We start from the raw sequence: 21,628 nt of genomic DNA, 5'->3' as shown, positions 1-21,628 counted from the left end.
ATGGTAGAGATATCTCAGAGGGCTTTTATTCGACAGGGGTGGGTCATTTTCTTTCCGGCGATCCTGGGTCAATTATAATCCGGCGGTAACAATTAGGGCATATGAAAGAATGGGTGAACTTCCAAAAAGAATGACTATGTATGTTGACCGTAAGACTTGTAATATGTGTTAGGGTGAGATGCCTGCTTTACTGAAGCATCTGGGCATTGAAGAGCTTGAGGTCTTTAGCGGGGATAGCAAGGTACCAATAATTTTAAAAGCTGCTAAGTAAAATAGACGCCCATGCGGCTGGCGCGGCACCATCAGAAGGATGAAAATGGGCCGCGCACCCCCGGGCTATTTTCAAGATAGAATTAATAGAAAGGTTGGGAGAACACATGGGATTGTGGTCAAAGGAGCAGCTTAGGGCATTTATCAAGGAGAACAACCTGGTTACCGCTCAGGACTCACAGAACGCATTAAAAGACTTATTCGCTGAAGGAGATGCTTGAAGCAGAGTTGGACACCCATCTGGGTTATGAGAAGCATGATGTGCAAAACAAGCAGACAATTAACAGCCGCAACGGAAAAAGCAAGAAGAAGATCACGAGGCGAGTACGGAGAGCAGGAAATAGCCGTCCCCAGAGACCGTCTTGGTGAGTTCGAGCCGCTTGTCGTTCGGAAACATCAATCCAACGTAACCGGCATGGAGGACCAGATCATCGCGCTCTACGCTAAAGGTGTCAGTACCCGTGATATTCAAGATCATCTGTAAGGGCTGTATAGCATCTCTCTATTCCTCCCTCTGGTTACGTTCTGCCTGTCACGCTATTCATCGTTCCACGTACTGCGTCCTGAACTGTCACTCTCAATTCAACTGTTGAGCCTATATCATCAACTTCAATGACTTCACTATTGTCTACGATCTCAATTACAAAGCTATCGCTGCTCTTGTTGGCCTGCATCGTATAGGCTCCCTTCTCTTTATTAGATACGGGTATTTCAAGTATTTGTTTACCTGTGAGTGGAAGCCCGTTAACTGAGCATATTTCTTAAGGTCATGTAAAATATGGCAATAATCATGAGCAATGGTGTAATTTTGTCGACCAAGCGATTCGCTGGCATTCACAAAAATAGCTCTTTGTCCATCGAACACACGAACGAATCCGGAACATCCCAGATTCATCATTACGAAAGCAATTGGAAACCGTTCCCTTTGTATATAATCTCAAAGGCCACCCGCTTGCGGATGGCCTTTTCTTCGGAGCAACGAAGCCCGTTAATCCTCTTATGTTACACATGGATGGCGTATTGGGCCCTTTCCCCGCGCGCTGGCGGTTCAGGAATGCCCTCTTGCCTTGGATGGCTTGTTGCTGGGCGCAAACCAGCCGATCAGGGCGATCGCCACCAGGACGCCATAGAAGACAAGCGTCCAGCCCGTGCTGTGAGGAAAATGGTGCTCCAGGACGCCAACATCCTCATGCGCCAGCGTAATTACAGCCAGCTTCACGCCAACCCAGGCCACGATCGCATAAGCCGTCGTTTCCAGCGCCGGACGCTGCGCCAGCAGCTTGACAAACCAGGTCGCCGCGAATTTGATCAGGATCAGCCCGGCAATTCCGCCGAGCAGCACGACCAGAAATTTCCCGCCGTCCATACCGCCGAACTCGCCGAGCGGCGAATCAGGCAGTCCAAGCGCGAGCGCTACCGCGGCGAGAATCGAATCGATCGCAAAAGCGAGGTCGGCCAAAGCGATCTTGCCTACCGTAGGCCAAAAGCCTTTTCCTGCGGCTTCCTGCGGTTCTTCTTGATGAGCCTGCCCCTTCTTCCCGAAACGCGCCTGGATGATGTGCTTTAAACCGAGGTACAGCAGATAAGCCGCGCCAATCGCCTGAACCTGCCACACATTGGCGATAAAGGAAATCGCAAATAGAGCGCCAAAACGAAAAACAAAAGCCATGATGATCCCGTAATTGATCGCTTTCTTCTTCTGCTCGTCCGGCAAATGTTTCGCGATCACCGCTAACACGAGCGCATTGTCCGCCGACAGCAAGCCTTCGAGCCCGATGAGAATAAGTAATGCCCACGCATACTCCAGCCAAAGCGAATCCAACTTGAATGCTCCTCTCTTGATCTTGGCAAAGGATAGTACTAGCAAATACAGATGGAATGACGTTTTCTTGCTTAGGCATCAGCTCACCGTCAGCTTAAAACCCGAATCAAGTCAACTTTTCTTACAATATATCATAATCATGCTCCCGTACCAAGACCTCTCTTTGGGTTATTTTCAATGTTTCAAGAGGGACTTATTTACTCAACTTTCGCAGCTTAAATTCGGTAGGTAAGCCTTGATGTAATTGGGCAAACCGGCGATCCAATGCTGAAGTTGTGTTTGGATAAGTGTTGTGATCTTCTTACTGGCTTTCTTAGCGACTTCCTCGAGCAATTCAATAAGTTGCTTTAAGGCTACTGCCCAATCTAATTGACTTACTTCATCGCATAGCAAATGAAACAAGCCGCCTAGCGTGCGGTTGTCAGTGCTTTGTCGGTGTTGCCACGCCAGCAATATGTAACGGGAAAAGACAATCGTAGTATGACTGATGAGCAAGTCATACGAGCGCCCCTGAAACTCTTTTTGTAGACGCAGCAAGGATTTGGCGCACTTGAAGAACACTTCAATATCCAGCGAATTCCGTAGATCCGGATTATTTCTTCTTCGGGGATGGAGAGGTCAGTGCATAGAATCGCAAGCCATTCTTTCTTCTTTGAGCGGTGGCGCACGAAAACCATTGTGACCGGAATCCCTGGGGACAACTCGGTACGAATGGAACGCAGGATTCCATTGTTCTTCCCTTGAACGGGGATGGCTTCAAAGTAAAGCTCTTGCAAGGATAAACGGCGACCGCGAACAAGATAACGTTTCTTGTCCGCTTTGACCATGCCGATCACATCCAGACCGCAATCAAGGATCGCTTGGATTAATGGGGCATGTGTGAACCAACTGTCCATGAGGACGTACGAGGCTTGCATGCCCGCCGAAAGCGCACGATCAATCATCGCTGGAATGACTTCAGGAGCAGGCAGCAAAGCTTCGACCCGCCGTTTGTAGCCGGACGTTCTCTTGTCGATCCCCTGCATGATGCCGTTCACTTGCGACTTGATTGAAGCGAGCAAAGAGAAGTCAACCGGAATAAACGTATGGCCGTCCGACCAGCCTAGCGTGAGCATCCGGAATCCTTTGTAGTAGCAACCCGTCGCATGATCCTTAAATCGGGAAAGCAGTTCAACCGCCTTGCTGCGATTTCGCTCAAACATGGAGTCGTCAACAACAAATACGGATACGCGATTTTCTCCTGTCAGCGGCTGAATCTTACCAATGGTGGAGGAACTAAGCAATGTTAGAAATCTGCGCCATGCATAGCCGCTGTGATTTAGGAAGCGATAGACCGCATCCTTGCCAGGAAATGATTCACCCTTGTGGCTTTCCAACAAACGAAACCAGTTCTTGTGATGAAACAAGAGCACAAAGACAAGTTGGAATAGAAACGAGCAAGTATATCCGAATTTCTTTTTGAAGCCCGCTGTTCTTAAGTGTTGCAACACTTTCAGTTCTTTGAAGGCTGATTTGATTTCATTTGGAAGTTGATTCTGTTGTACGTTTTGCTCTATCATGTAGAGGACACCTCTTCTGTATGGTAGTGTTTGATTCGACACTCTCACTTTACCAAACGAAGCGGTGTTTTTCTATTTTTACAACATCCGTATTGAATCTGCTGTTTGTCTAGTCACATCATGCAATTAAACCGATTTTCGCTCTGCGAAAGTTGAGTTATTTACTATGAAGTATGCCACAAAATGCATCGGTTTAAATGCACCCAAAGAAAAAAATGCCTGTTCGCAGTGCGAGGCCCTTGTTCTTACGGGCAACTTATAAGCTACCCGAGGGCCGAAATCCCCCGTATCCATTAGTAAAAATAATCCATCTGTTATGATTTAAACAGGAAATTACCAATTATTCTCCATATTTTTGGTTGCGAGGACATAAGCTTTTGCGGAAGGTGCTGCCATGAGAACGCGATCCACTTGCATTGTGCTGTTTTTTATTTTGCCACTTCTGTTCATGACAGGATGCTCCAAACATTACAAAACGGATTTTCTTAACAAGTTTGATTCCTATCTCGAATATTCTTTAGGCGACTTTGAAGTGATCGTCAATAAAGAAAAAATCGAATGGAGAGGCGACCCGCTCCCTGTCAGCGGAACGGGGCTGCGGTGGGTCGTAGCTTATACGGATGATGGCGGGTCCCAAAGAGAATTTGAATTCCTCAATTACGGGTATACGGAAGGCGGGGATGCATCGAATTTCGGGTATGCTGTCATGTAATATGCCATGAACTTAGGCAGAGAGCGAATTACCCAGGATGTGCTGCTTCAATACTTCCAGCCAGACGAAATCGGAGTGCCCGAAGACGAAACGAATGAGCCGGAAACATCGGTTTTGCTGATCTTCGAATATCCTCCTAAAGGGGACGACGAGTACGCACGATTCGTTGACCCCCGCCAAGGACTCCAGCTAAAATCGCTTCATCCCAAGCAGCTCATTCATGAATGGGGGGCTTCCTATAACTTTAAGTTTAGGACTTCACTCATCGACGACGAAGACCAGGCGAAACAATTCATTGCCAAGATTGAACAGGTATTAAGAGATTATATGAAATACGTGGATAGCGATGATCTCCTTCCCATTGAGATCCACGATAAGGATTACGAGGATGGATACCGTGGGACCTATGATAAAAAAACAGACTCCTTTACTTGGATCACAAAAAAAGAGTACGAAAAATCGTTAGATTACATTGATGGAAAATTAAAAGAACTGAACAAGGTGATCCTTAACGGCAAAGAGTACATAGTGGGTGAAACGTATGCCGATGAAAAGGTCTATTATTTGGCCGCCACGATCACTTATTGCCAAGATACCCAGCAGTATCATATTCGCGATTTTGAAGACCTGCTGACCTTGCTTGGGATTCAGGTATCGAATCTTGACAAAGGGAATGCGTTTGAATGGACCATCGGTTCAGACACTTACGCGGTCAATAAACTAGGAGGTTGGACGCTGACCAAGAATGGCGGCGCGAATTTGTTGCAATACAACGCTCATGAATGTAAGGGAATCTCGCAATCCGACTTTGAAATGATCAGCAACACGACAGTGAATGTGGACCAGGAAAATGGGGCTCTCATCGTTAACAGTCATTAAGCTTCCATCCGGATACCGATTCGAAAATAACGAAGGAGCTTGCCGCGGCAGCTCCTTCGTTATTTTGGCATGGACCCGCTTGATCCTGAATCGCCCTTCTCGATCAATGCTTCTAATCAGGCAAGTTGCCGGACCGCGTCCCGACTTCATAAGAAGGACGCACGTGATCGTACATCAGGTGCAAAACCATGCCGGTCGCCGCATGATCCAGGTTATGGCAGTGGTCCATCCACATGCCGGGATTATCCGCGACAAATGCGACCTCGTACGATTCGCCGGGCATGACGTTTAGCGTATCGGTAAGCCATGGCGTGTTCACCTTCTCGCCGTTTTTCTTCAAAACCGTCATATGATGCCCGTGCAGATGCATCGGATGCTCGGCCAAGCTTTTATTGACGAACGTCGTTTTGACGAGATCGCCTTCTTGGACGACGAAAGTCGGAACCCGAGGATACACCTCCCCGTTGATCGTCCACAGAAAATGAAACATGCCGTTGTAAAAGCCCATCTCGTTGCCGAGTATCATTAGGAACTCCCGGTCGAATTGGCTTGCCGCAGTGACGGCGTTCACGACCGGCTGGCCGTAATCGGACGGATCAAACATCGCAGATTCGGCTTGGAGGACCGGTTTCTCCGGAGGACTGTCAGTATAAAAAACGATTCCCGGATTGCTTTCGTTCCTGGCCTCGCCGAGCTTCAAGAAGACCGGCCGGTCCGGCATCGTGAAGACGACGTCATATCTGCCGCCCGAACCGAGCCGAAACGCCGTTTGATCGGACAAGGGCTGCGGGTCTTGAATCCGCACGCCGTCAATGCTTGCAATTCGGAAATCGGTTCCTTGCAGCAGGTACTTTTCCGACAGGTTATGGGCATTGATGATTCTCAGCTTGACGGTTTTCCCCAGCTGCACCTGCTTCCACTGCCATTCGTCGCGGCTTCCGAATGCTTTTCTATATCCTTGGTCGGTCTTCCATCGATGGTTAATGACGGTTACTTGTTCATCATAAGTCTCGGTTTCCTGCTCAGGCTCGACGATCAGTATGCCGAATAGCCCCTTCACCACCTGCTCCGCCGCCTGCTGATGAGAATGGAACCAGTAGGTCCCTTCCTGCTCGGCCCGAAACTTGTAAACGAACGATTGTCCCGGCTTCACGACATTTTGGGTCATCCCCGGCACGCCGTCCATTGCATTCGGCACGTTATAGCCATGCCAGTGAATGGTAACCCCGCTCTCGATATCTTGATTGATCAGCTTCACTTCGACGATATCGCCCTGCTTCACTCTCAGCTCGGGCGCGATTTCTCCGTTATACGTCCAGGCGTCGATAACGGCTCCGGAAGCAAGCGCTACCTTCTTCTTTTGCGCTACTATCTCAAAGGTCACATCGGCAGGATCCGTTATATTTCCTGTCAGAGCAGCGACCTCCACCGTATCAGCTTGATGATTCGCGTGATGCGATGGATGGTGATCGGAGCCTCCGGACATCCGGGTAGCTGCGCCGCCTCCTTCGTCAATCCAGTCGTGATTCATCATATCGGAGGCTTCCGGCAGCTTGGAGGCTTGGACTCCCGCCAATACATGGGACACAAGGATAACGATTGCCACTATGGCCGTAAGAATACCTGCCGATATGACGTTCAACAGCCTGGCGGCAAGGCTACGCCGAAGCGCTTCCCCTCGCATCACCTTCAAGTACCTTCTTCTCGCAAATATCGCCGGCACGAGCAATAGCAGCGTCACCAGCACGAACCGCTGAGCGATCTCCGCCGGGCCGGGCAGGACCGGTTGGGCAAAGACGAAGCTATGGGCGGAAAGGCCGGAGGCGAGCGCGGCCGCATAGAAGGACAGCGAGACGGAAGGCTGAGCCGCCGCTTGCAGCGCCGCCTGGGCCGGCGGTTCTTCGCCGGAATCCCGCAAGCCTTTTAACCGGGGAAGCACCGTTAACGCTATATACCCCTGAGGAATCAACGTCAGCGGGATGAGCGTCTTGACCGTACCCTCTACAAACAGCCAGCCGCTCTTGATGCATTGAAGGATAATTGTCACGTACCAGACGGCACTTAGCAGAAGCGCGGCGCCGGCCACCCAGAGCAAGAAGGTTCTTTTCCTCGTCAAGCTTCGGTTGGTACTGGCGTAGGGCAGGATGGCCGCGGCGATGCCGGCGGTCCCCCATAATAAGGTCATGCTGACCGTAAGGATGACGCTGGTGAACGTTCCGAACAAGATTACCACTCCTTATGACCGGATGCCGCCTCAGGCTGCCGCCCCCGGATTCGATTTGCGAACCTTATCTTACCAGCGAAATGTTGTGAACTTGTGGTGAAACCATTTACGGATTGTGGAGGCCGCCAACATCTTATAAGATAGGGACAAGAATGAATAGGTCTGGGGTGCAGGAATGGGAACCAGAGTTCTGATCGTTGAGGATGAAATCAAAATTTTGTCGGTCATGGAATCGTTTCTTCAATCCGAAGGATACGATGTCCTGACCGCGATGGACGGCCAAACCGCCTTGCAGCTTTATAGAGAACATAAACCGGACATCGTCATCTTGGACTGGATGCTTCCGCACCTGAATGGGCTGGACACCTGCCGGCAGCTCAGACAGACAGGGTCGCCCGGCATTATCATGGTAACGGCCAAATCAGAGGAAACCGACAAAATCGTCGGCCTCGAGATGGGATCGGACGATTACTTGACGAAGCCCTTCAGCTTGCGGGAGCTTTCCGCACGTATCCGCTCCTTATTGAGACGAATGAACTTAACCGTGAACGACGAATCCGGCAGCGTGCTGCGAAGAGGCGATCTGAAGATTGACGAGGAACGTCTGCAGGTGTTTAAAGGAACGCAAGAGCTGCATCTGACGCCGACCGAATTCAAGCTTCTTCACCTGCTGGCGTCGAAGCCCGGACGGGTATACAGCCGGATGCAGCTGCTGCGGCACGCGTTCGAGGAGGAATTTATCGTCGACGAACGGACGGTGGATTCCCACATCAGCAAGCTTCGCAAAAAGATTGAAGGCGGCGGCCGGACCTCCGACTACATTCAGACGGTCTACGGGTTCGGCTACCGTTTCGGAGCGGAATATGACCATTAGAACGAAGCTGACCTTGTCGATGAGCGTGCTGATCGTGTTTATCCTGCTTTTTCTCCTGGGCGTCACGCATGTCCAGTTTTATATTTTCCGCGATTTTGCCTATCTTGAGGACAAGGCTGCGTTCGAATCGCTCAGAGAGGAGTTCGAACAGTATTACAGAACCAACGGAGATTCGTGGGATCATGTTCAAAGTGCGAGGTTCGAATATAGCGGCTCCTTTGCCGAAATCGTTTTGTCGGCGGAGGGAGAATTCTTGGTTCAGCAAGGAACGCTCAGCGCCGATGAACTTCGCAAGAACGGGTACAAGCTGGTGCTTTTCGAGGGTGACCGGAGGGTCGGCAGACTGTACGTCATGAACGATAAGCAGTACAAGACGTACGAGTTCAAAACAATGTGGTACACCATGCTGCCCAATATCGGCATCGCTTCGCTGCTGTTTACTTTCATCGCGGCGCTGCTGACCATCTTCTTATTGTCGTGGAGGCTGACAAGCCCTATACGCCAAATCATCCAAGGCATCGCGTCCATCCAAAAAGGCGGCGCCGCGGCCGTCTTTCCTGAGCGAAGGAAAGATGAATTCGGAGCGATCTCCAAGGCGCTTCGCGAGATGAACGATTCGCTGGCCGACGCGGAACGAACCCGCAAGCAGCTGATGTCCGATGTCGCGCATGAATTGAAAACGCCGCTGATGATCATTCAAGGGGAATTGGAGCTGGCCCATGAGACGGGGAAGCCCCTATCTGCCGCCAAGCAAGCTTCGATTCTCGATGAAGTGCTGCGGCTGTCGCGCTTGGTTCATGATGTGCTGGATTTGTCCAAGCTCGAAGCCGGCATGACGGAGCTGCGTCCGCGAACGGAGAACCTGGCTGCGCTGCTGGAGGATGTCGTGGAGAAGACTCGGTATATGGCGGAGGACAAGCAAATCCAGCTTTCCATGCACGCCGTGGAGGAGTCGATTCCCGTATCGGTAGAAAAATCCCGTATTCTTCAAGCGCTGTATAACCTCCTGACGAATGCCATCTACTATACGAACCCCGGCGGACAAATCCGGCTCCTTGTAGAAACGACGCACGTCCCTAACCGGCAGCAGCCCTATGCCCGCATCCGCATTGAAGACAGCGGCGTCGGCATTTCCGAGGAGGATTTGCCCCATATCTTCAACCGTTTTTATAGAGCGGATCATTCCAGGGCCCGCCCCAGCGGCGGAACCGGTCTGGGGCTCGCCATTGCCCAGCAAAACATCCTTGCTCACCGGGGGTGGATCGAGGTGCGGAGCGTGGTCGGCGAAGGTTCGGTGTTCACCATCTATTTGCCGATGTGATGTCAAGAAGGCCGGTTCCCCGGCCTTCATTTCGTCTGCTGCTTGCGGATTACGCTCTTCCCATTGGATATTCGGTCGGAATTACGAGTATGGTTGGAAGGAATGGATTCTTACGCTTAATACAAGACCGATAGCCGCCATATTGGTAAGCAGCGAGCTTCCTCCGTAGCTGATAAACGGCAGCGCAATGCCGGTGAGAGGCATCAGCCCCAAGTGCATGGCGATATTCTCGAAAATTTGAAGAACGAACATGGACATAATCCCTACGACGATATACGTTCCGGAGACATCGCTGCTTTCGGAAGCGATTCGAACCATTCTATAGATGAGTAGAAAATAGAGAAGCAGCAGCAGCGCACTCCCCAAAAAACCGAACTCCTCGCCGATCACCACAAAGATCGAATCCGCGTAGTCATACGGGATAAATCCGTTCTGCACCATATCCCCTTGCCGGTAGCCTTTCCCGAAGACATCTCCCGTACCTACTGCTCTGATGGAATTCAGCACATGCCAGCTATGATTCGGGTCGGAGGCGGGATCGACAAACGCTTGTATTCTGGCCATCTGATGAAGCTTAATCATCTTGGAGAGCCATTCGTGATTGAACATATACAAGCAGGCAAGGGATGCAGCGAGAACAGCCATCGTTGCGCTGCCGATGATAACATGAATCCAGCGCATGTTCCCCATCCAGAGCAACCCCGCCAGAATACCGAAATACACAATCGAAGTGCCGAGATCCGGCTGCTTCAAAATCAACAAAACCGGAATCAACGTGACGATCATAATGGGGACCATATCTTGAAGGATTCGAAGAGGTTCGCCGTTGCGACGCTTCAACATTTTGGCAACCAATAGGATAACAAATATTTTCACAAGTTCAGACGGTTGGAATTGGATAGGTCCCATGCTGATCCAACGCGTAGAACCATTCAGATTCATTCCTTTGAAATGGACGAGCACAAGTAAACCGATTCCCAATGCGTACAAGATTATAGAGCAGTGGCGAACGATTCCCCGATAATCAAGAAAGGAAATGGCCAGCATCGGAATAAATAACACTATGTACATGACGAAATGGTTGACGTGAAGTCCCTCATACTTGGTGCCCGTCGTTGCGCTGTGGATTGCGAGAGTGCTGATTATCATAAAACAAATCAATATGAGCAATATTGTACCATCTAATCGGCTCGCCAATCTTTTCATGCTTCCATTCGAACCTCTTCTTTCTGTCATCCACCCTTCCCGTCTGTTGAAACAAATCAAAGCGGATCGATCGATATAAATTGTTCAAGCAATGCTTCCAGTTCCTCTTGTTCAACGTCGACATACGGATGATTCCAATAGCCCGGGAACGGCAAGCTATAGATATGGTCTGTGGCGATTTTTCCGTAATATTCCTTGACCATGGCCATCATCGTGTTCGGCGTCATGTTGGTTTTCAGGTTGGACGATACGGTATCTATAATCTCGAACACCTTCGGCAGATTGTTCCAGGAATTCAGCTTATCGATGAGTGCGACAATGATCTGTTGCTGGCGCAAGCCGCGTTCGAAATCGTCGGAATGAAACGCCGCCCCGCGGTTATCTTTGCGAAACCGCGCGTAATGCAGCGCTTTTTCCCCGTCGAGCACCTGCACCCCCGGCTCCAAGCGGATGAACATGTTTTCCGAAGGCGCATCATACTCCATGCTCCGCTCCACGTTGATTTCGATGCCTCCTACCAAGTCGACCAGCGAAATCAAGGACTGATAATTGACAAGGAAGGTGTACTCAATATCAATATCCATATAACGCTCAATCGTCTCCCTTGCCATGACCATGCCTGAGCTTATGTATTCTTCGGGAACTTTGTTATGACCAAGCTGTGCGTACTTGCCGGAAAGCAAGTTCGGATTCTCCCTTGCTTGACGAACCGCGTAATTGTACCCGTTAGCGAAAATCGAGTTAATCTTAGCCTCTGAACCCCGCAAATTCTTCACACGCAAATCCCGCGGGATCGACAACAGCTTAACGATATTGTTCTGGGGAATGACATGGGCGACCAAAATCGTATCGGTATTCATGCCATCGTGACTGTCGCTGTTATCGAGGCCAATGACCAGCGTATAGAAATCCTCCGGTTCTGCGTCCCATTCAACAAGCTTTTGTTCATTTTTCATATCCCAGTTATTGATGTTTTCCAGATCGCCCTCATCAAGAATGGCATTGGCCAAATTGATCGTGGATTTATGAAAATTATGGTATAAAGCGACGCACCCCAACACACCGAATAGGAAAACGATCAAAATAATGAGCATGCAGATCTTTTGCATACGCGATCGTCCGGCATACCATTGTAGCAACACCGCGGACCTTGTTTTCAAGCGATTGGTTTTCAAGCCGGTCCCTCCTGATTCTGCCGACGGATTCGATCACAGACATAGCATTTCTATGGCTAGCAATATAGTAACGACTATACATCTGCCGTTGACAAATTGTCAACACTAGGTGTATAGTCGTTATGAATTACAGCCTGGCTGCAGTCCTTATATTATTCCAAGTCAGACGTCTTGACGAACGAATCCTTCGTCATCGGCCGTCACCTTCGGTACTGAAAATTCGCCGACGGACTTCGTCGAACTTCAGGATCGGATTAAAGAATGATAAGGAAAGGACCATTGGAATATGTCCATACAACCCGCAAGCAATAGACTGGGTTTACTACTGGAAGAACGATTGAAGGAACGATCGTTATCCATACGGAAATTAGGCAAGCTGACGGATATTGATGCGGCCACCATTTCCCGAATCATGAGCGGGAAACGAAGAGCCACTCCGGCTCATTTACAACGATTTGCCGACGGTTTGGGGATTCCCGTCTCTGAGCTGCTGACAGCGGCTGGTTACCTTGATCGTCCGGGGCCATCGGATCTCCAAGTATCGGTTGCCAACATTGAAGAGATCCTTGCATCCTCCGACTTGCACAACCCCCATTTTAGTATTGAAAACTTAGAAGAGCAGCTGGCCCATTACGAGCAATACGCTCAAACCAATGAAGGAAGACATACGGTCCTCCAACAATTTGCCGAGAAAATCCACGAAATACGAAGCTCGGGTCCGTTCATCCAACAGCTAAAAGATATGTACGAACGCTTCCGTTCCAAGCGAGGCACTGCAGCCGAACTGGCCTTCATCGGAAGTGCGCTGGTTTACTTTATCTTACCTATCGATTGTATTCCCGATTACCTCTTTCCGATTGGTTATATCGATGATGCTGTCGCCGTAAATCTTGTTATGAACTCGCGATTAAAAGCATTGGGAGAAAAGGGGTCTTGATATCTTTATCTATACGGAATCGAGGGCTGCCGCTCCTTGGACCGGCCCTTCATATGACGATCGATAGGAGTAATTCTTAATATGGATACCATAATAAACCTTCTTCAATATGCCCTCTTAGGGTTATTTCAAGGATTAACCGAACCGATTCCCGTATCGTCAAGCGGCCACCTGGTCATCGCGGAACATTTAATCGGATTACATATCGAAGGGCTTAGTTTCGAAGTGTTCGTGAATTTCGCATCACTGCTGGCTGTTGTGCTCATTTACCGGAAGGATCTTGTTCGGATTGCAGACCATGGCCTGGGCTATATTCGCACGGGAAACAAGGCCATGAAACCGGATTTTATGTTTATATTGTATATCATTATCGGCACTATCCCGGTGGTCGTGTTGGGACTTCTATTCAATGACCTTATAAGTGATTACTTGAAAGGAGTAAAAATCACAGGGATTACATTGCTCATTACGGGATGCGCCCTGTGGCTGATCCGTAATCTTCGCGGCAGGAAGCAAGACAAGGATTTAACGTTGCGTGATGCCGTGATCGTCGGTTTGAGCCAGGCCGTTGCTCTGCTGCCGGGAATCAGCCGTTCCGGCGCAACGGTTGTTGCCGCAATGGCGCTTGGAATGAGGCAGGATACTGCCCTTCGCTTTTCTTTTTTTCTTTATATCCCGGTTAGTCTGGGCGGCATGATTCTTGAAGGAAGAACCATGATCAAGGATCCGAACATGAATGAATTGCTGATTCCGTATCTCGTGGCTTTTATATGCGCATTGGTCGCGACCTATTTTTCATTAAAATGGTTTATAGGAATCATGGCCAAAGGAAACTTAAAATGGTTCGCCATCTACTGTTGGATTGTCGGCTGCGTCGTTCTGCTCTTTTTATGATTGGCAGTATGTTCAAGCCCCCCACTGTCGTAAAAAAAACTTTACTGACGTCTTCCGTCAGTAAAGTTTTTTTAGCTGAATCATCATTTATCCATAAGCTTCGCTGTACCATCACTTGTGACTCGGTTCCGCGTAACGAGACCCGTCCAGGGATGGTAGGATGAACTGCCCAACGGGTTCGCCTACAATGCCTTCATTCAAATCAAACACCAATTGCCCTCTAAGGAAGGTTTTGGTAACCCGGCAATGGATAGTTCTGTTGGTATACGGGCTATGCTTATGCCGGTAATAAAAGTTTTCGGCTTTCACGACATACGATTGATCAGGATCGATCAATATAATATCCGCGTCTTTAGAGATGGCGATCTCGCCTTTCGTCCCTAAATGAAACCTTTCCGCCGGTTTGGTCGCAATCATTTGGGCAAATTGGGTTACCGGCACTTGGCGCTTAAGCACAGCCTCGTCGAACATCAAGTCAACGTTGTTCTGGCAGCCGGTAATGCCGCCCCATACTTCAAATATATTATTGGTATCGCTATGCTTCATGTTCGGCGGACAAGGGGAATGGTCGGATGTCAGCATATCGATTTTGCCTTGCTTCAAGGCTTCCCATAACTTTTCCTGCTCCGCTTCGTCCCGCAAAGGAGGCGAACATTTGGCAAGCGGCCCGATTTCTTCGAATTGTTCGGTCGTAATCGTAAAATAATGCGGGCAGGACTCCAGGGTCACATCCAATCCTTCATTCCGCGCTTTGATGATCTCTTCCACGCCCGCAGCACTGCTAATATGGACAAAGTGCAGCTTACACCCGGTTTCTTTCGCCATAAATATAGCTCTCTTGATGGCATCGACCTCCGTAAATACCGGACGGGTTGCGACATAATCGGAAGCCGTCGTCTTGCCTTGCTTGATGCTTTCTTCGGCCAAACGGTCCGTAATCTCGGCATTTTCAGCGTGGATTAATAAAATATGCCCGAGCTCGGCTATTTTTTTCATTCCCGCATAAAGCGTAAAGTCATCAACATTTTTAAAATCGCCCGGCAAATCGGTACCGCACGTAGCCATGAAGCATTTAAAACCGACCACTCCCGCGTCAGAAAGCTCCTGCAGGTTTTCGAGATTCCCCGGAACGAGTCCGCCGTACAAGGCATAATCGACGTAGTTGTTCCCGGCGGCAGCGGCCAGCTTCAATGCCAACGCTTCTTTCGTCGTTGTCGCAGGCAATGCATTCAGCGGCATATCGACATAGGTTGTCGTTCCTCCGGCCGCCAATGCCTTTGTGCCGGTTTCAAAGCCTTCCCACTCCGTGCGCCCCGGTTCGCAAATATGGACATGCGCATCGATCATCCCGGGCAGGACGTATTGGCCGGCCGCCTCCACGACTTGGTCTGCCGCGTCGTTGATTTGTTCAGCAATGGCGGCAATCTTGCCGTCTCGAATCGCCAGATCCGCCTTTTTCACAGCATCTCTGAATACGACATGACCGTTTTTAATCAATACATCGTATTTCATAACCGGTTCCCTCCTGATTTGAATGATGGTTCATCAAAGATGGTGCCCTTCTTGAATTTCGAATGTTTGAACGCATACTTTGTCAGCAAAATATAGGCAATGCCCGATACGACAAGGCCGATAATCCAGGCCAGCTCCACTTGGATAAAGGCCGCGCCGGCACCGAGCAGCATGGCAAGCATCGCAGCCGGATTCGATCCGGCGAACGGGCCGCTCTCATTGTACAAATCCGGGACATGCACCTGCTGTTTTCTTAACACATAATAGTCAACCAGCAAGATGGATACGATCGGCCCCAAAAAAGCGGAATAGATCAGAATGAACATCCCGAGCCCCTCAGCCGAAGAATCCTGCACAAGCACCCAAGGGAACGAACATGACGCCAGCAGACCGGTAATCGTAACAGCCGGTTTGAACTTTATCTTGGTAAGCAGGGTAATCACATAGGCTGGCGGGATAATATTGGCGACCATGTTGACCGCAACCGCCCCGAGCACAATAAATGCGGAAACGAAGATGGTAATATAAGAGTTATCCACCACTTCCGCGAACGCCTTGACCGGATTGGAGATCCCTGTCGCGGAGGCAAGCATGGCGCCGATGGTAAGCGTCAAGCCGTATGCCACAAAAATCGGAAAGAAGTACAAGAGACCGCGTTTTTTGTCGCTGATGCCGGTTTTCAGCTCTCTCGAATAATCTGCCGCGCTTAAAAAGATGGCCGCATAATTCCCCATAAACATCATGATGAAGGCAAAGAACGGCAAGCCCCAAGAGCCTTCTGCACGGACCCATTTCTCCGCAATCAAATCGCTGTGGGATGCGAGCAGCACGCCAAACACATAGAGCAGCGCCAAGGTAATCACAACGGATGTCACGGTTTCAACCCACTTAACGGCGTGGAAGCCGTACAGCGAAAGGCCAATTTGTATCACTTGCAGCACGATAAAGCAAACAGCCACGTTATCGAAGGAACCGCCCGAAACGATCTTCGCAATTTCATTTAAGGCCGTGCCGCCAATCCAGCTTTGGAATCCGTACCAGACGATGGCGGGAATCCCGCGGCAAAGCGACGATATCACGGAACCTTTCAAGCCAAAGGACATTCTGAGCTGTACGACATAGGGAATCCCTGTTCGGTAGCCGAGCCTGTCATTTAAAGCAAAAATAACCGAAATGATACCGATGGCTATGATCGCTGCGGCAAAGGTCTGGAGCAAATTCAACGTTGCAACTCCCGCCACCACCAAGCTGGCACCCAGCGTCATATTGCCAAGGTTGACGCCGTCTCCGATCCACATGAAAATATAGTCTATCGGACTGACCTTTCTGTTCGCCTCTGTTTTCGGCTGGAGCGATTCATCCATATTCGCTGTGTGGTGGATATGCGCATCCGGCGTAGGATAAGCTTCTATTTGGGTATTCATATACACAAAACTCCCCTTCGGTTAAATTCCGCACTTCGGGTCATGCCTCGGCCGCTGAATACGACTCCTTCCTTTACCATCCCATGTGTTACTTATTCTCCCGTATAACGTTATGAACATTTACTTGTTATATTCCTAATATAATTGAAATCCATTGGTTTTTCATTATTTACCCTATACAAAACATAACATCCGAACTGGTCACCGTGCATAAAATACAAACGAAAACAAAAAAAGACAGGGATTCACCCTGTCTTTCGTGACATATTATGTTATGTTATTTGAACGCCAACGGTATTTAGCGATGTTCGTTCGCTTCGTAAACATCCAACGCCGCCTGAACTGCTCGGCCGGCCGCAATCTTGGCCTTATGGCGCAGAAGTACGGCTTCGAGCGCCCCCAGGACATGAAGCACGTTCTTCTTCCTGCAGCTGTAGCCCATGGTGCCGATCCGCCAAATCTTCCCCTTTAACGGCCCGAAGGAGCTGGCGATTTCAATATCAAAATCGTTCAGCAGCATGGCGCGAACCGACTCTCCGTCAATGCCCTCCGGTATCGTGATGCAAGTAACGACAGGGAGTTTGCAGGACGGATCGCCGTATAATTCCAAGCCCATCGCCTCAATCCCTTGAACCAGCGCTTGTTCGTGCAGGCTGTGCCGAGCGAACCGATGCTCTAATCCTTCTTCCAGGACGATGCGCAGCCCTTCCCGCAGTGCGTAGAGCATCGAGGTGGCTTCCGTATGGTGATTGAGACGGGCAGGGCTCCAATAATCCATCAATTGGCTTAAATCAAAATAGTTGGTTCGAATCACCCGCGGCTGCGCTTTCTTGTTTGACCCTGGTTCGGCAAGCCCCTGTTCGATCTTTTTCCGTTCCAAGAGCAGCGCCTCTACGCGGGAATTGAAGGTGATCGGCGCCATGCCGGATGGCACGGACAAACATTTTTGGGTCCCGCCGATGGCGGCGTCAATGTGCCATTCATCGACTTTGACATCTACCCCGCCGATGGAGGCAACCGCATCGACCACGAAGAAGACATCCCGTTCCCGGCAAGCCCCGCCAATTTCCTGTAAGGGCTGCATGCGTCCCGTGGAGGTTTCCCCGTGAACCATCGCAACGATTTTAGGCTGAACGCGATCGATTTCGCGGATGACCTCTTCCGGATCGAACACCGTGCCCCACTCTGTTTCGATGTTATAAATCTCCGCGCCGTACCGTTCCGCAATCTCCGTAAGAAGATGGCCGAACCGGCCATAAATCGGGATGAGCACCCGATCGCCCGGCTCGATCATGCTGGCCAATACCGCTTCGATCCCGGCGCGCGAGGTTCCGTCAACCGGAAAAGCCCAGTGGTTCTTGGTCTGAAACAGTTCGCGAATCATCTCCATCGTTTCATTCATCATATGCGTGAACTCGGGATCGAACTGTCCGAGAATGGGCGTCGCCATCGCGCGGAGCACGCGAGGCTCCGCTTCCACGGGGCCGGGGGTCATGATCGTTCGGGTTGAAGCATTGAGATCTCTGTATTTCATGATATCGTCTCCTTTTCATAACCCAGCTCATACAACAACCGGATCAGAACTTGCACGCCTGCCGCCAAATCTTCTTTGGACGTATATTCCGCAGGATTGTGGCTGATTCCCCGATGGCTCGGCACAAAAATGAGCGAAGTCGGATAATGGGCCGCCATAATTTGGGCATCATGCCCCGCCCCGCTTGGCATCAGCCTATAGGGAAGACCTTGAGCTTGACAAATCGTCTCGATGCTCCGGAGCAGCGATGCATCCATGCCTACAGGACGCACATCAAGATGTTGATTCACCTTCACTTGAAGTCCGCGGTCCTGCGCGGCGGCAAAGCATATAGCGACCGCCTCCTCGCAGAAAGCATCCAGCACATCGCCTTGGGGATGGCGGATATCCAAGGTAAAGGCGGCTTTATCGGGAATGACATTGGATACGTTGGGCTCCACTTCGATCTTTCCCACCGTGGCCACGAGCGGAGCTCCTCTCCGGTCGGCCGCTTCCATGATCGCCACGATCATTTGGCTGGCTCCACGCAAGGCGTCTTTCCGCCAACCCATCGGCGTCGTCCCTGCATGGTTGGCTTCTCCGCTGCACTCGATCGTCAACCGCTTTTGTCCTACAATTTGCTCCACGATGCCGATCGTCGTCTGTTCGCGTTCCAGAATGGCGCCTTGTTCAATGTGAAGCTCAATAAACGATAGGATATCCTTCCGCAGCGGGCTTCGATAATGCCCCAAGCCGAAACCCGCCTTGTTCATCGCCTCGACGAAGGGAATTCCCTCTGAATCCCGAATCTGCGCGATGTGATCCGTCGGAGCTGTTCCGGTAATGTTGGTTGACCCCCAGAAGGTGAGCGGGAACCGGCTCCCTTCCTCCTCGCATAACGAAACGACCTCGATATTCCGCTTGGGAGGTCCGTACGTTTCTTTTAAATAACGCAGCGCCAATAGCCCGGCTATAATTCCGAATGCCCCGTCATATTTTCCGCCGCACTTGACCGTATCGACATGGGACCCGGTAAGAATCGTTCCGGCCTCAGGGTCTTCTGAAGCAATCCTCCCGAATAAATTCCCTGCATCGTCGTAATACGTATCCAAGCCCATGGCTCTCATCTTCCGGTCCATGGCCTGCTGAGCTTCGATCCAGGAGGATGTATATAAAAGGCGCGTGACGCCGCCCTCCGGGTCCGCTCCGTACGCCGCTAACCACTCCACCATTTCTTCCGCTTGCTGCTGGAGATCCGCTATGTTCATCCGCGCGTCCCCCTTTTTTGGCTGCTGGAGATCCGCTATGTTCATCCGTATGTTCCTTTCTTTTTCTCGCACAGTCGTTTTGTTCCTACGGTGCTCCCCATGTTATCCCTATTGTAGTGAATCCTTTTCCAGAAGTCATTGTATCCCTTGAATAAAATATAGCCAATTAATCGTGCATATTGTACAATGAACATACTTATTCAACGATACCATCAATCCATGGGGGTCGTGGTCATGAAAATGGCGGATGTGATCCGCATGCCTCTTCTGAAGCATGCCAAGCTCGCCGCGGGCCGTCTCGGCCTGAACCGAACAGTGGAAAGCGTCAATATGATGGATGCTCCCGACATCATTCATTATTTAAAACCGAACGAATTATTGCTCACGACGGCTTTTGCCATTAAGGAATCGCCGAACGACCTGCTGGAATTAGTTCGGCAGATGGCCGACAAGGGGTGTGCCGGACTCGGCATCAAAACCAAACGGTTCATTTCCGAGATTCCGCCTTCCGTGCTGCAATTATCCGACGAATTGGCTTTTCCGATTATCGAAATCCCGCTCGATTCCCCCTTGGGAGAATTGACGACGCAAATTCTCAGCTACATTCTGGAGAAAAGAACCGACGAATTGCGTTATGCGCTGGAAACCCACCAGGCTTTTTCCCGCATCGTGATGGAAGGCAAGGGGCTGCAGGGAGTGATGGACAGCTTGAGCTCTCTCATTCAGCACCCCGTGCTGCTTTTCGATCACCGGGGACAGGTGCTGGCCGAATCCCGCTCCACCCCTTCCCCTTCTCCGGACACAAAGAAGAGCATTGCCCGGCTTTTAGCTTCGATTCTCGCAGGCCGAGTCTCCTATTTCTCGCTGCTGGCCCCCAAAGAGCCGGTGACCGCCTTTTCCATTGAAATCTATAAGCAGCGGCGGGGATTCTTAATCGTTCCGGGGGCTATGCTGGAAGATCCTTTTTCCGTCCTGGCCGTGGAGCAGGCCGCTAACGTCGTACGGTTTGAATTTATGAAGCAGCATGCTCTCGAAGAAAGCTCCAGACGAATTAAAAATGAATTTTTCGCCGATTTGCTGGATGAACAGATCACTTCCGACGAAGAAATTGTGAACCGGGGCAAGCACTACGGCCTTCAGAAAAGGCAAACATACAAATGCATTGTCGCTGCCATCGATCAAAGTCCGGAAATGTACAGCAAAAAGCGGGTTCACCGGGAAGACGCCATCAGTCAACTGCGGGATCAAGTATACGAATATCTGGATGACGAGCTATCTCGCCTGAAGAAGCCGTACATTTTGTTTACGAAAACCCATTATTTTATGATGCTGATTCCGGTCGAGCTGTCGCAGCCGCCTCAAGAAACCGAGGAAGAGGATTGGAACGGCATCCTGCGAACCATTCAGGACCGGCTTTACCGGGAGCTGGAAGTCAGCCTTTCGTTTGGCGTCGGCAATTACGCCGAACAGTTAACGGATATCTCGACCTGTTTCCACAAAGCGTTGGAAGCTTTGCGGTCCGGATACCAATCCAAGAAAGCGCGCTTTATTCAATCGTATCGCGTTAAAGAGCTGACCGAATTGCTGCGGATGATTCCCTATAAGAACTTAAAGCAATTTTATGACAGCACCCTCAAGGGTCTTGCGGATTCCACCGACCGGGAGCATATGGATCTGATTCAGACGCTCGCCGTATTTTTGGAGAACCACTGCCTGATTACGGAAACCGCTAAACAGCTCTATATTCATCGAAACACCGTCTCCTACCGCTTGAACAAGTGCGAGGAGATCCTCGGCAGGAGCTTGAAGGATCCGAACGAAATCCTGAAATTGAGGATAGCGCTCATGGCGCGTTCCCTGCTGCAATCTTCATCATGAATATTCAAGATGCACAATCATCGGTTATAATTTTATTCAATATATCCAATGACTTCCTTCCCTACAATGACTAATATAAATTTCATATAGACGCCTATGACGAGCGCTAGCTTTCGTCAATCGGTCGTCACCTTCGGTATTGAAAATTCGCCGACGGACT

General features: G+C 50.2%; 17 protein-coding genes and 2 pseudogenes. 8 read left to right on the top strand and 11 right to left on the bottom strand.

All coding sequences use genetic code 11. The features are described 5' to 3' along the window. Positions 1-377: 377 nt before the first annotated feature. Positions 378-751 (top strand): annotated as a pseudogene (locus F591_RS30655) (transposase); the annotation flags it as partial. A gap of 37 nt (positions 752-788) precedes the next feature. On the opposite strand, the gene F591_RS32085 reads toward F591_RS30655, so the two are convergent. The 4 genes and pseudogenes from F591_RS32085 to F591_RS28505 form a co-directional block, all read right to left on the bottom strand. After that, positions 789-944 carry a hypothetical protein gene (locus F591_RS32085; protein ID WP_019536247.1) on the bottom strand — a complete coding sequence of 52 codons (156 nt, stop codon included), beginning with the start codon at positions 942-944 and terminating at the stop codon, positions 789-791. Next, on the bottom strand, positions 911-1,165 hold the full coding sequence (locus F591_RS33615) for an ImmA/IrrE family metallo-endopeptidase (RefSeq protein WP_425414369.1): 255 nt from the start codon (positions 1,163-1,165) through the stop codon (positions 911-913). The genes F591_RS32085 and F591_RS33615 overlap by 34 nt, the downstream gene beginning before the upstream one ends. A gap of 153 nt (positions 1,166-1,318) precedes the next feature. Then, a complete protein-coding gene (locus tag F591_RS0119215; RefSeq protein WP_019536246.1) occupies positions 1,319-2,092 on the bottom strand; it encodes a TerC family protein in 774 nt (257 codons plus the stop codon). 201 nt (positions 2,093-2,293) lie between these two features. Next, a pseudogene (locus F591_RS28505) lies at positions 2,294-3,651 on the bottom strand (IS4 family transposase). 394 nt (positions 3,652-4,045) lie between these two features. Between F591_RS28505 and F591_RS0119205 the strand changes: the two are divergent. Together F591_RS0119205 and F591_RS0119200 are read left to right on the top strand one after the other, a co-directional pair. Continuing rightward, on the top strand, positions 4,046-4,363 hold the full coding sequence (locus F591_RS0119205; RefSeq protein WP_019536245.1) for a hypothetical protein: 318 nt from the start codon (positions 4,046-4,048) through the stop codon (positions 4,361-4,363). Between the two features lie 6 nt (positions 4,364-4,369). Continuing rightward, a complete protein-coding gene (locus tag F591_RS0119200) occupies positions 4,370-5,242 on the top strand; it encodes a hypothetical protein (protein ID WP_019536244.1) in 873 nt (290 codons plus the stop codon). Positions 5,243-5,354: 112 nt separating this feature from the next. Here F591_RS0119200 and F591_RS0119195 read toward each other — a convergent pair whose 3' ends face one another. Further along, the gene (locus F591_RS0119195; RefSeq protein ID WP_245581083.1) at positions 5,355-7,475 is read right to left on the bottom strand and encodes a multicopper oxidase family protein; all 2,121 of its coding nucleotides are present in this window, start codon (positions 7,473-7,475) and stop codon (positions 5,355-5,357) included. A 166-nt stretch (positions 7,476-7,641) separates the two neighbouring features. Between F591_RS0119195 and F591_RS0119190 the strand changes: the two genes are divergently transcribed. Continuing rightward, positions 7,642-8,340, top strand: coding sequence for a response regulator (locus F591_RS0119190; RefSeq protein ID WP_019536242.1), 699 nt, complete (start codon positions 7,642-7,644; stop codon positions 8,338-8,340). Further along, positions 8,330-9,661 (top strand): sensor histidine kinase, encoded by a 1,332-nt coding sequence (locus tag F591_RS0119185; protein ID WP_019536241.1) that lies wholly within the window; start codon positions 8,330-8,332, stop codon positions 9,659-9,661. The genes F591_RS0119190 and F591_RS0119185 overlap by 11 nt, the downstream gene beginning before the upstream one ends. An 81-nt stretch (positions 9,662-9,742) precedes the next feature. On the opposite strand, the gene F591_RS0119180 is transcribed toward F591_RS0119185, so the two are convergent. Together F591_RS0119180 and F591_RS0119175 are read right to left on the bottom strand one after the other, a co-directional pair. Beyond that, positions 9,743-10,867, bottom strand: coding sequence for an FtsW/RodA/SpoVE family cell cycle protein (locus F591_RS0119180; protein ID WP_019536240.1), 1,125 nt, complete (start codon positions 10,865-10,867; stop codon positions 9,743-9,745). 56 nt (positions 10,868-10,923) lie between these two features. Next, positions 10,924-12,042, bottom strand: coding sequence for an LCP family protein (locus tag F591_RS0119175; protein WP_019536239.1), 1,119 nt, complete (start codon positions 12,040-12,042; stop codon positions 10,924-10,926). Positions 12,043-12,328: 286 nt separating this feature from the next. On the opposite strand from F591_RS0119175, the gene F591_RS0119170 reads away from it, so the two are divergent. Both F591_RS0119170 and F591_RS0119165 read left to right on the top strand, forming a co-directional pair. After that, positions 12,329-12,979, top strand: a complete 651-nt coding sequence (locus F591_RS0119170; protein ID WP_019536238.1) for a DUF1232 domain-containing protein — start codon at positions 12,329-12,331, stop codon at positions 12,977-12,979. A gap of 81 nt (positions 12,980-13,060) precedes the next feature. Further along, positions 13,061-13,873 (top strand): undecaprenyl-diphosphate phosphatase, encoded by an 813-nt coding sequence (locus F591_RS0119165; protein ID WP_019536237.1) that lies wholly within the window; start codon positions 13,061-13,063, stop codon positions 13,871-13,873. A gap of 111 nt (positions 13,874-13,984) precedes the next feature. Here F591_RS0119165 and allB read toward each other — a convergent pair whose 3' ends face one another. The 4 genes from allB to allC all read right to left on the bottom strand — a co-directional run bounded on the left by allB (position 13,985) and on the right by allC (position 19,590). Further along, a complete protein-coding gene (gene allB, locus F591_RS0119160) occupies positions 13,985-15,385 on the bottom strand; it encodes an allantoinase AllB (protein WP_019536236.1) in 1,401 nt (466 codons plus the stop codon). Then, on the bottom strand, positions 15,382-16,809 hold the full coding sequence (locus F591_RS0119155) for an NCS1 family transporter (RefSeq protein WP_019536235.1): 1,428 nt from the start codon (positions 16,807-16,809) through the stop codon (positions 15,382-15,384). Before F591_RS0119155 ends, allB begins: the two co-directional genes overlap by 4 nt. A gap of 298 nt (positions 16,810-17,107) precedes the next feature. Further along, the gene (locus F591_RS0119150; RefSeq protein WP_019536234.1) at positions 17,108-18,343 is read right to left on the bottom strand and encodes a pyridoxal-phosphate-dependent aminotransferase family protein; all 1,236 of its coding nucleotides are present in this window, start codon (positions 18,341-18,343) and stop codon (positions 17,108-17,110) included. Further along, on the bottom strand, positions 18,340-19,590 hold the full coding sequence (gene allC, locus F591_RS0119145) for an allantoate deiminase (RefSeq protein ID WP_019536233.1): 1,251 nt from the start codon (positions 19,588-19,590) through the stop codon (positions 18,340-18,342). The genes F591_RS0119150 and allC overlap by 4 nt, the downstream gene beginning before the upstream one ends. 234 nt (positions 19,591-19,824) lie before the next feature. Between allC and F591_RS0119140 the strand changes: the two genes are divergently transcribed. After that, positions 19,825-21,468, top strand: coding sequence for a PucR family transcriptional regulator (locus F591_RS0119140; RefSeq protein WP_019536232.1), 1,644 nt, complete (start codon positions 19,825-19,827; stop codon positions 21,466-21,468). The last annotated feature ends 160 nt before the right edge of the window (positions 21,469-21,628 follow it).

The sequence above is a fragment of the Paenibacillus ginsengihumi DSM 21568 genome (genome assembly GCF_000380965.1).
GTDB lineage: Bacteria > Bacillota > Bacilli > Paenibacillales > NBRC-103111 > Paenibacillus_G > Paenibacillus_G ginsengihumi.
Note: the sequence above shows the minus strand (reverse complement) of the source record. Positions and strands in the feature narration are given on the sequence as shown.

Excerpts from the sequence above, each read along its gene's own strand:
- F591_RS0119170 (WP_019536238.1), top strand. The coding sequence starts at position 12,329 with ATGTCCATACAACCCGCAAGCAATAGACTGGGTTTACTACTGGAAGAA.
- F591_RS33615 (WP_425414369.1), bottom strand. The coding sequence starts at position 1,165 with ATGAATCTGGGATGTTCCGGATTCGTTCGTGTGTTCGATGGACAAAGA.
- F591_RS32085 (WP_019536247.1), bottom strand. The coding sequence starts at position 944 with ATGCAGGCCAACAAGAGCAGCGATAGCTTTGTAATTGAGATCGTAGAC.
- F591_RS0119155 (WP_019536235.1), bottom strand. The coding sequence starts at position 16,809 with ATGAATACCCAAATAGAAGCTTATCCTACGCCGGATGCGCATATCCAC.
- allC (WP_019536233.1), bottom strand. The coding sequence starts at position 19,590 with ATGAACATAGCGGATCTCCAGCAGCAAGCGGAAGAAATGGTGGAGTGG.
- F591_RS0119200 (WP_019536244.1), top strand. The coding sequence starts at position 4,370 with ATGAACTTAGGCAGAGAGCGAATTACCCAGGATGTGCTGCTTCAATAC.
- allB (WP_019536236.1), bottom strand. The coding sequence starts at position 15,385 with ATGAAATACGATGTATTGATTAAAAACGGTCATGTCGTATTCAGAGAT.
- F591_RS0119180 (WP_019536240.1), bottom strand. The coding sequence starts at position 10,867 with ATGAAAAGATTGGCGAGCCGATTAGATGGTACAATATTGCTCATATTG.
- F591_RS0119150 (WP_019536234.1), bottom strand. The coding sequence starts at position 18,343 with ATGAAATACAGAGATCTCAATGCTTCAACCCGAACGATCATGACCCCC.
- F591_RS0119185 (WP_019536241.1), top strand. The coding sequence starts at position 8,330 with ATGACCATTAGAACGAAGCTGACCTTGTCGATGAGCGTGCTGATCGTG.
- F591_RS0119165 (WP_019536237.1), top strand. The coding sequence starts at position 13,061 with ATGGATACCATAATAAACCTTCTTCAATATGCCCTCTTAGGGTTATTT.
- F591_RS0119205 (WP_019536245.1), top strand. The coding sequence starts at position 4,046 with ATGAGAACGCGATCCACTTGCATTGTGCTGTTTTTTATTTTGCCACTT.
- F591_RS0119140 (WP_019536232.1), top strand. The coding sequence starts at position 19,825 with ATGAAAATGGCGGATGTGATCCGCATGCCTCTTCTGAAGCATGCCAAG.
- F591_RS0119190 (WP_019536242.1), top strand. The coding sequence starts at position 7,642 with ATGGGAACCAGAGTTCTGATCGTTGAGGATGAAATCAAAATTTTGTCG.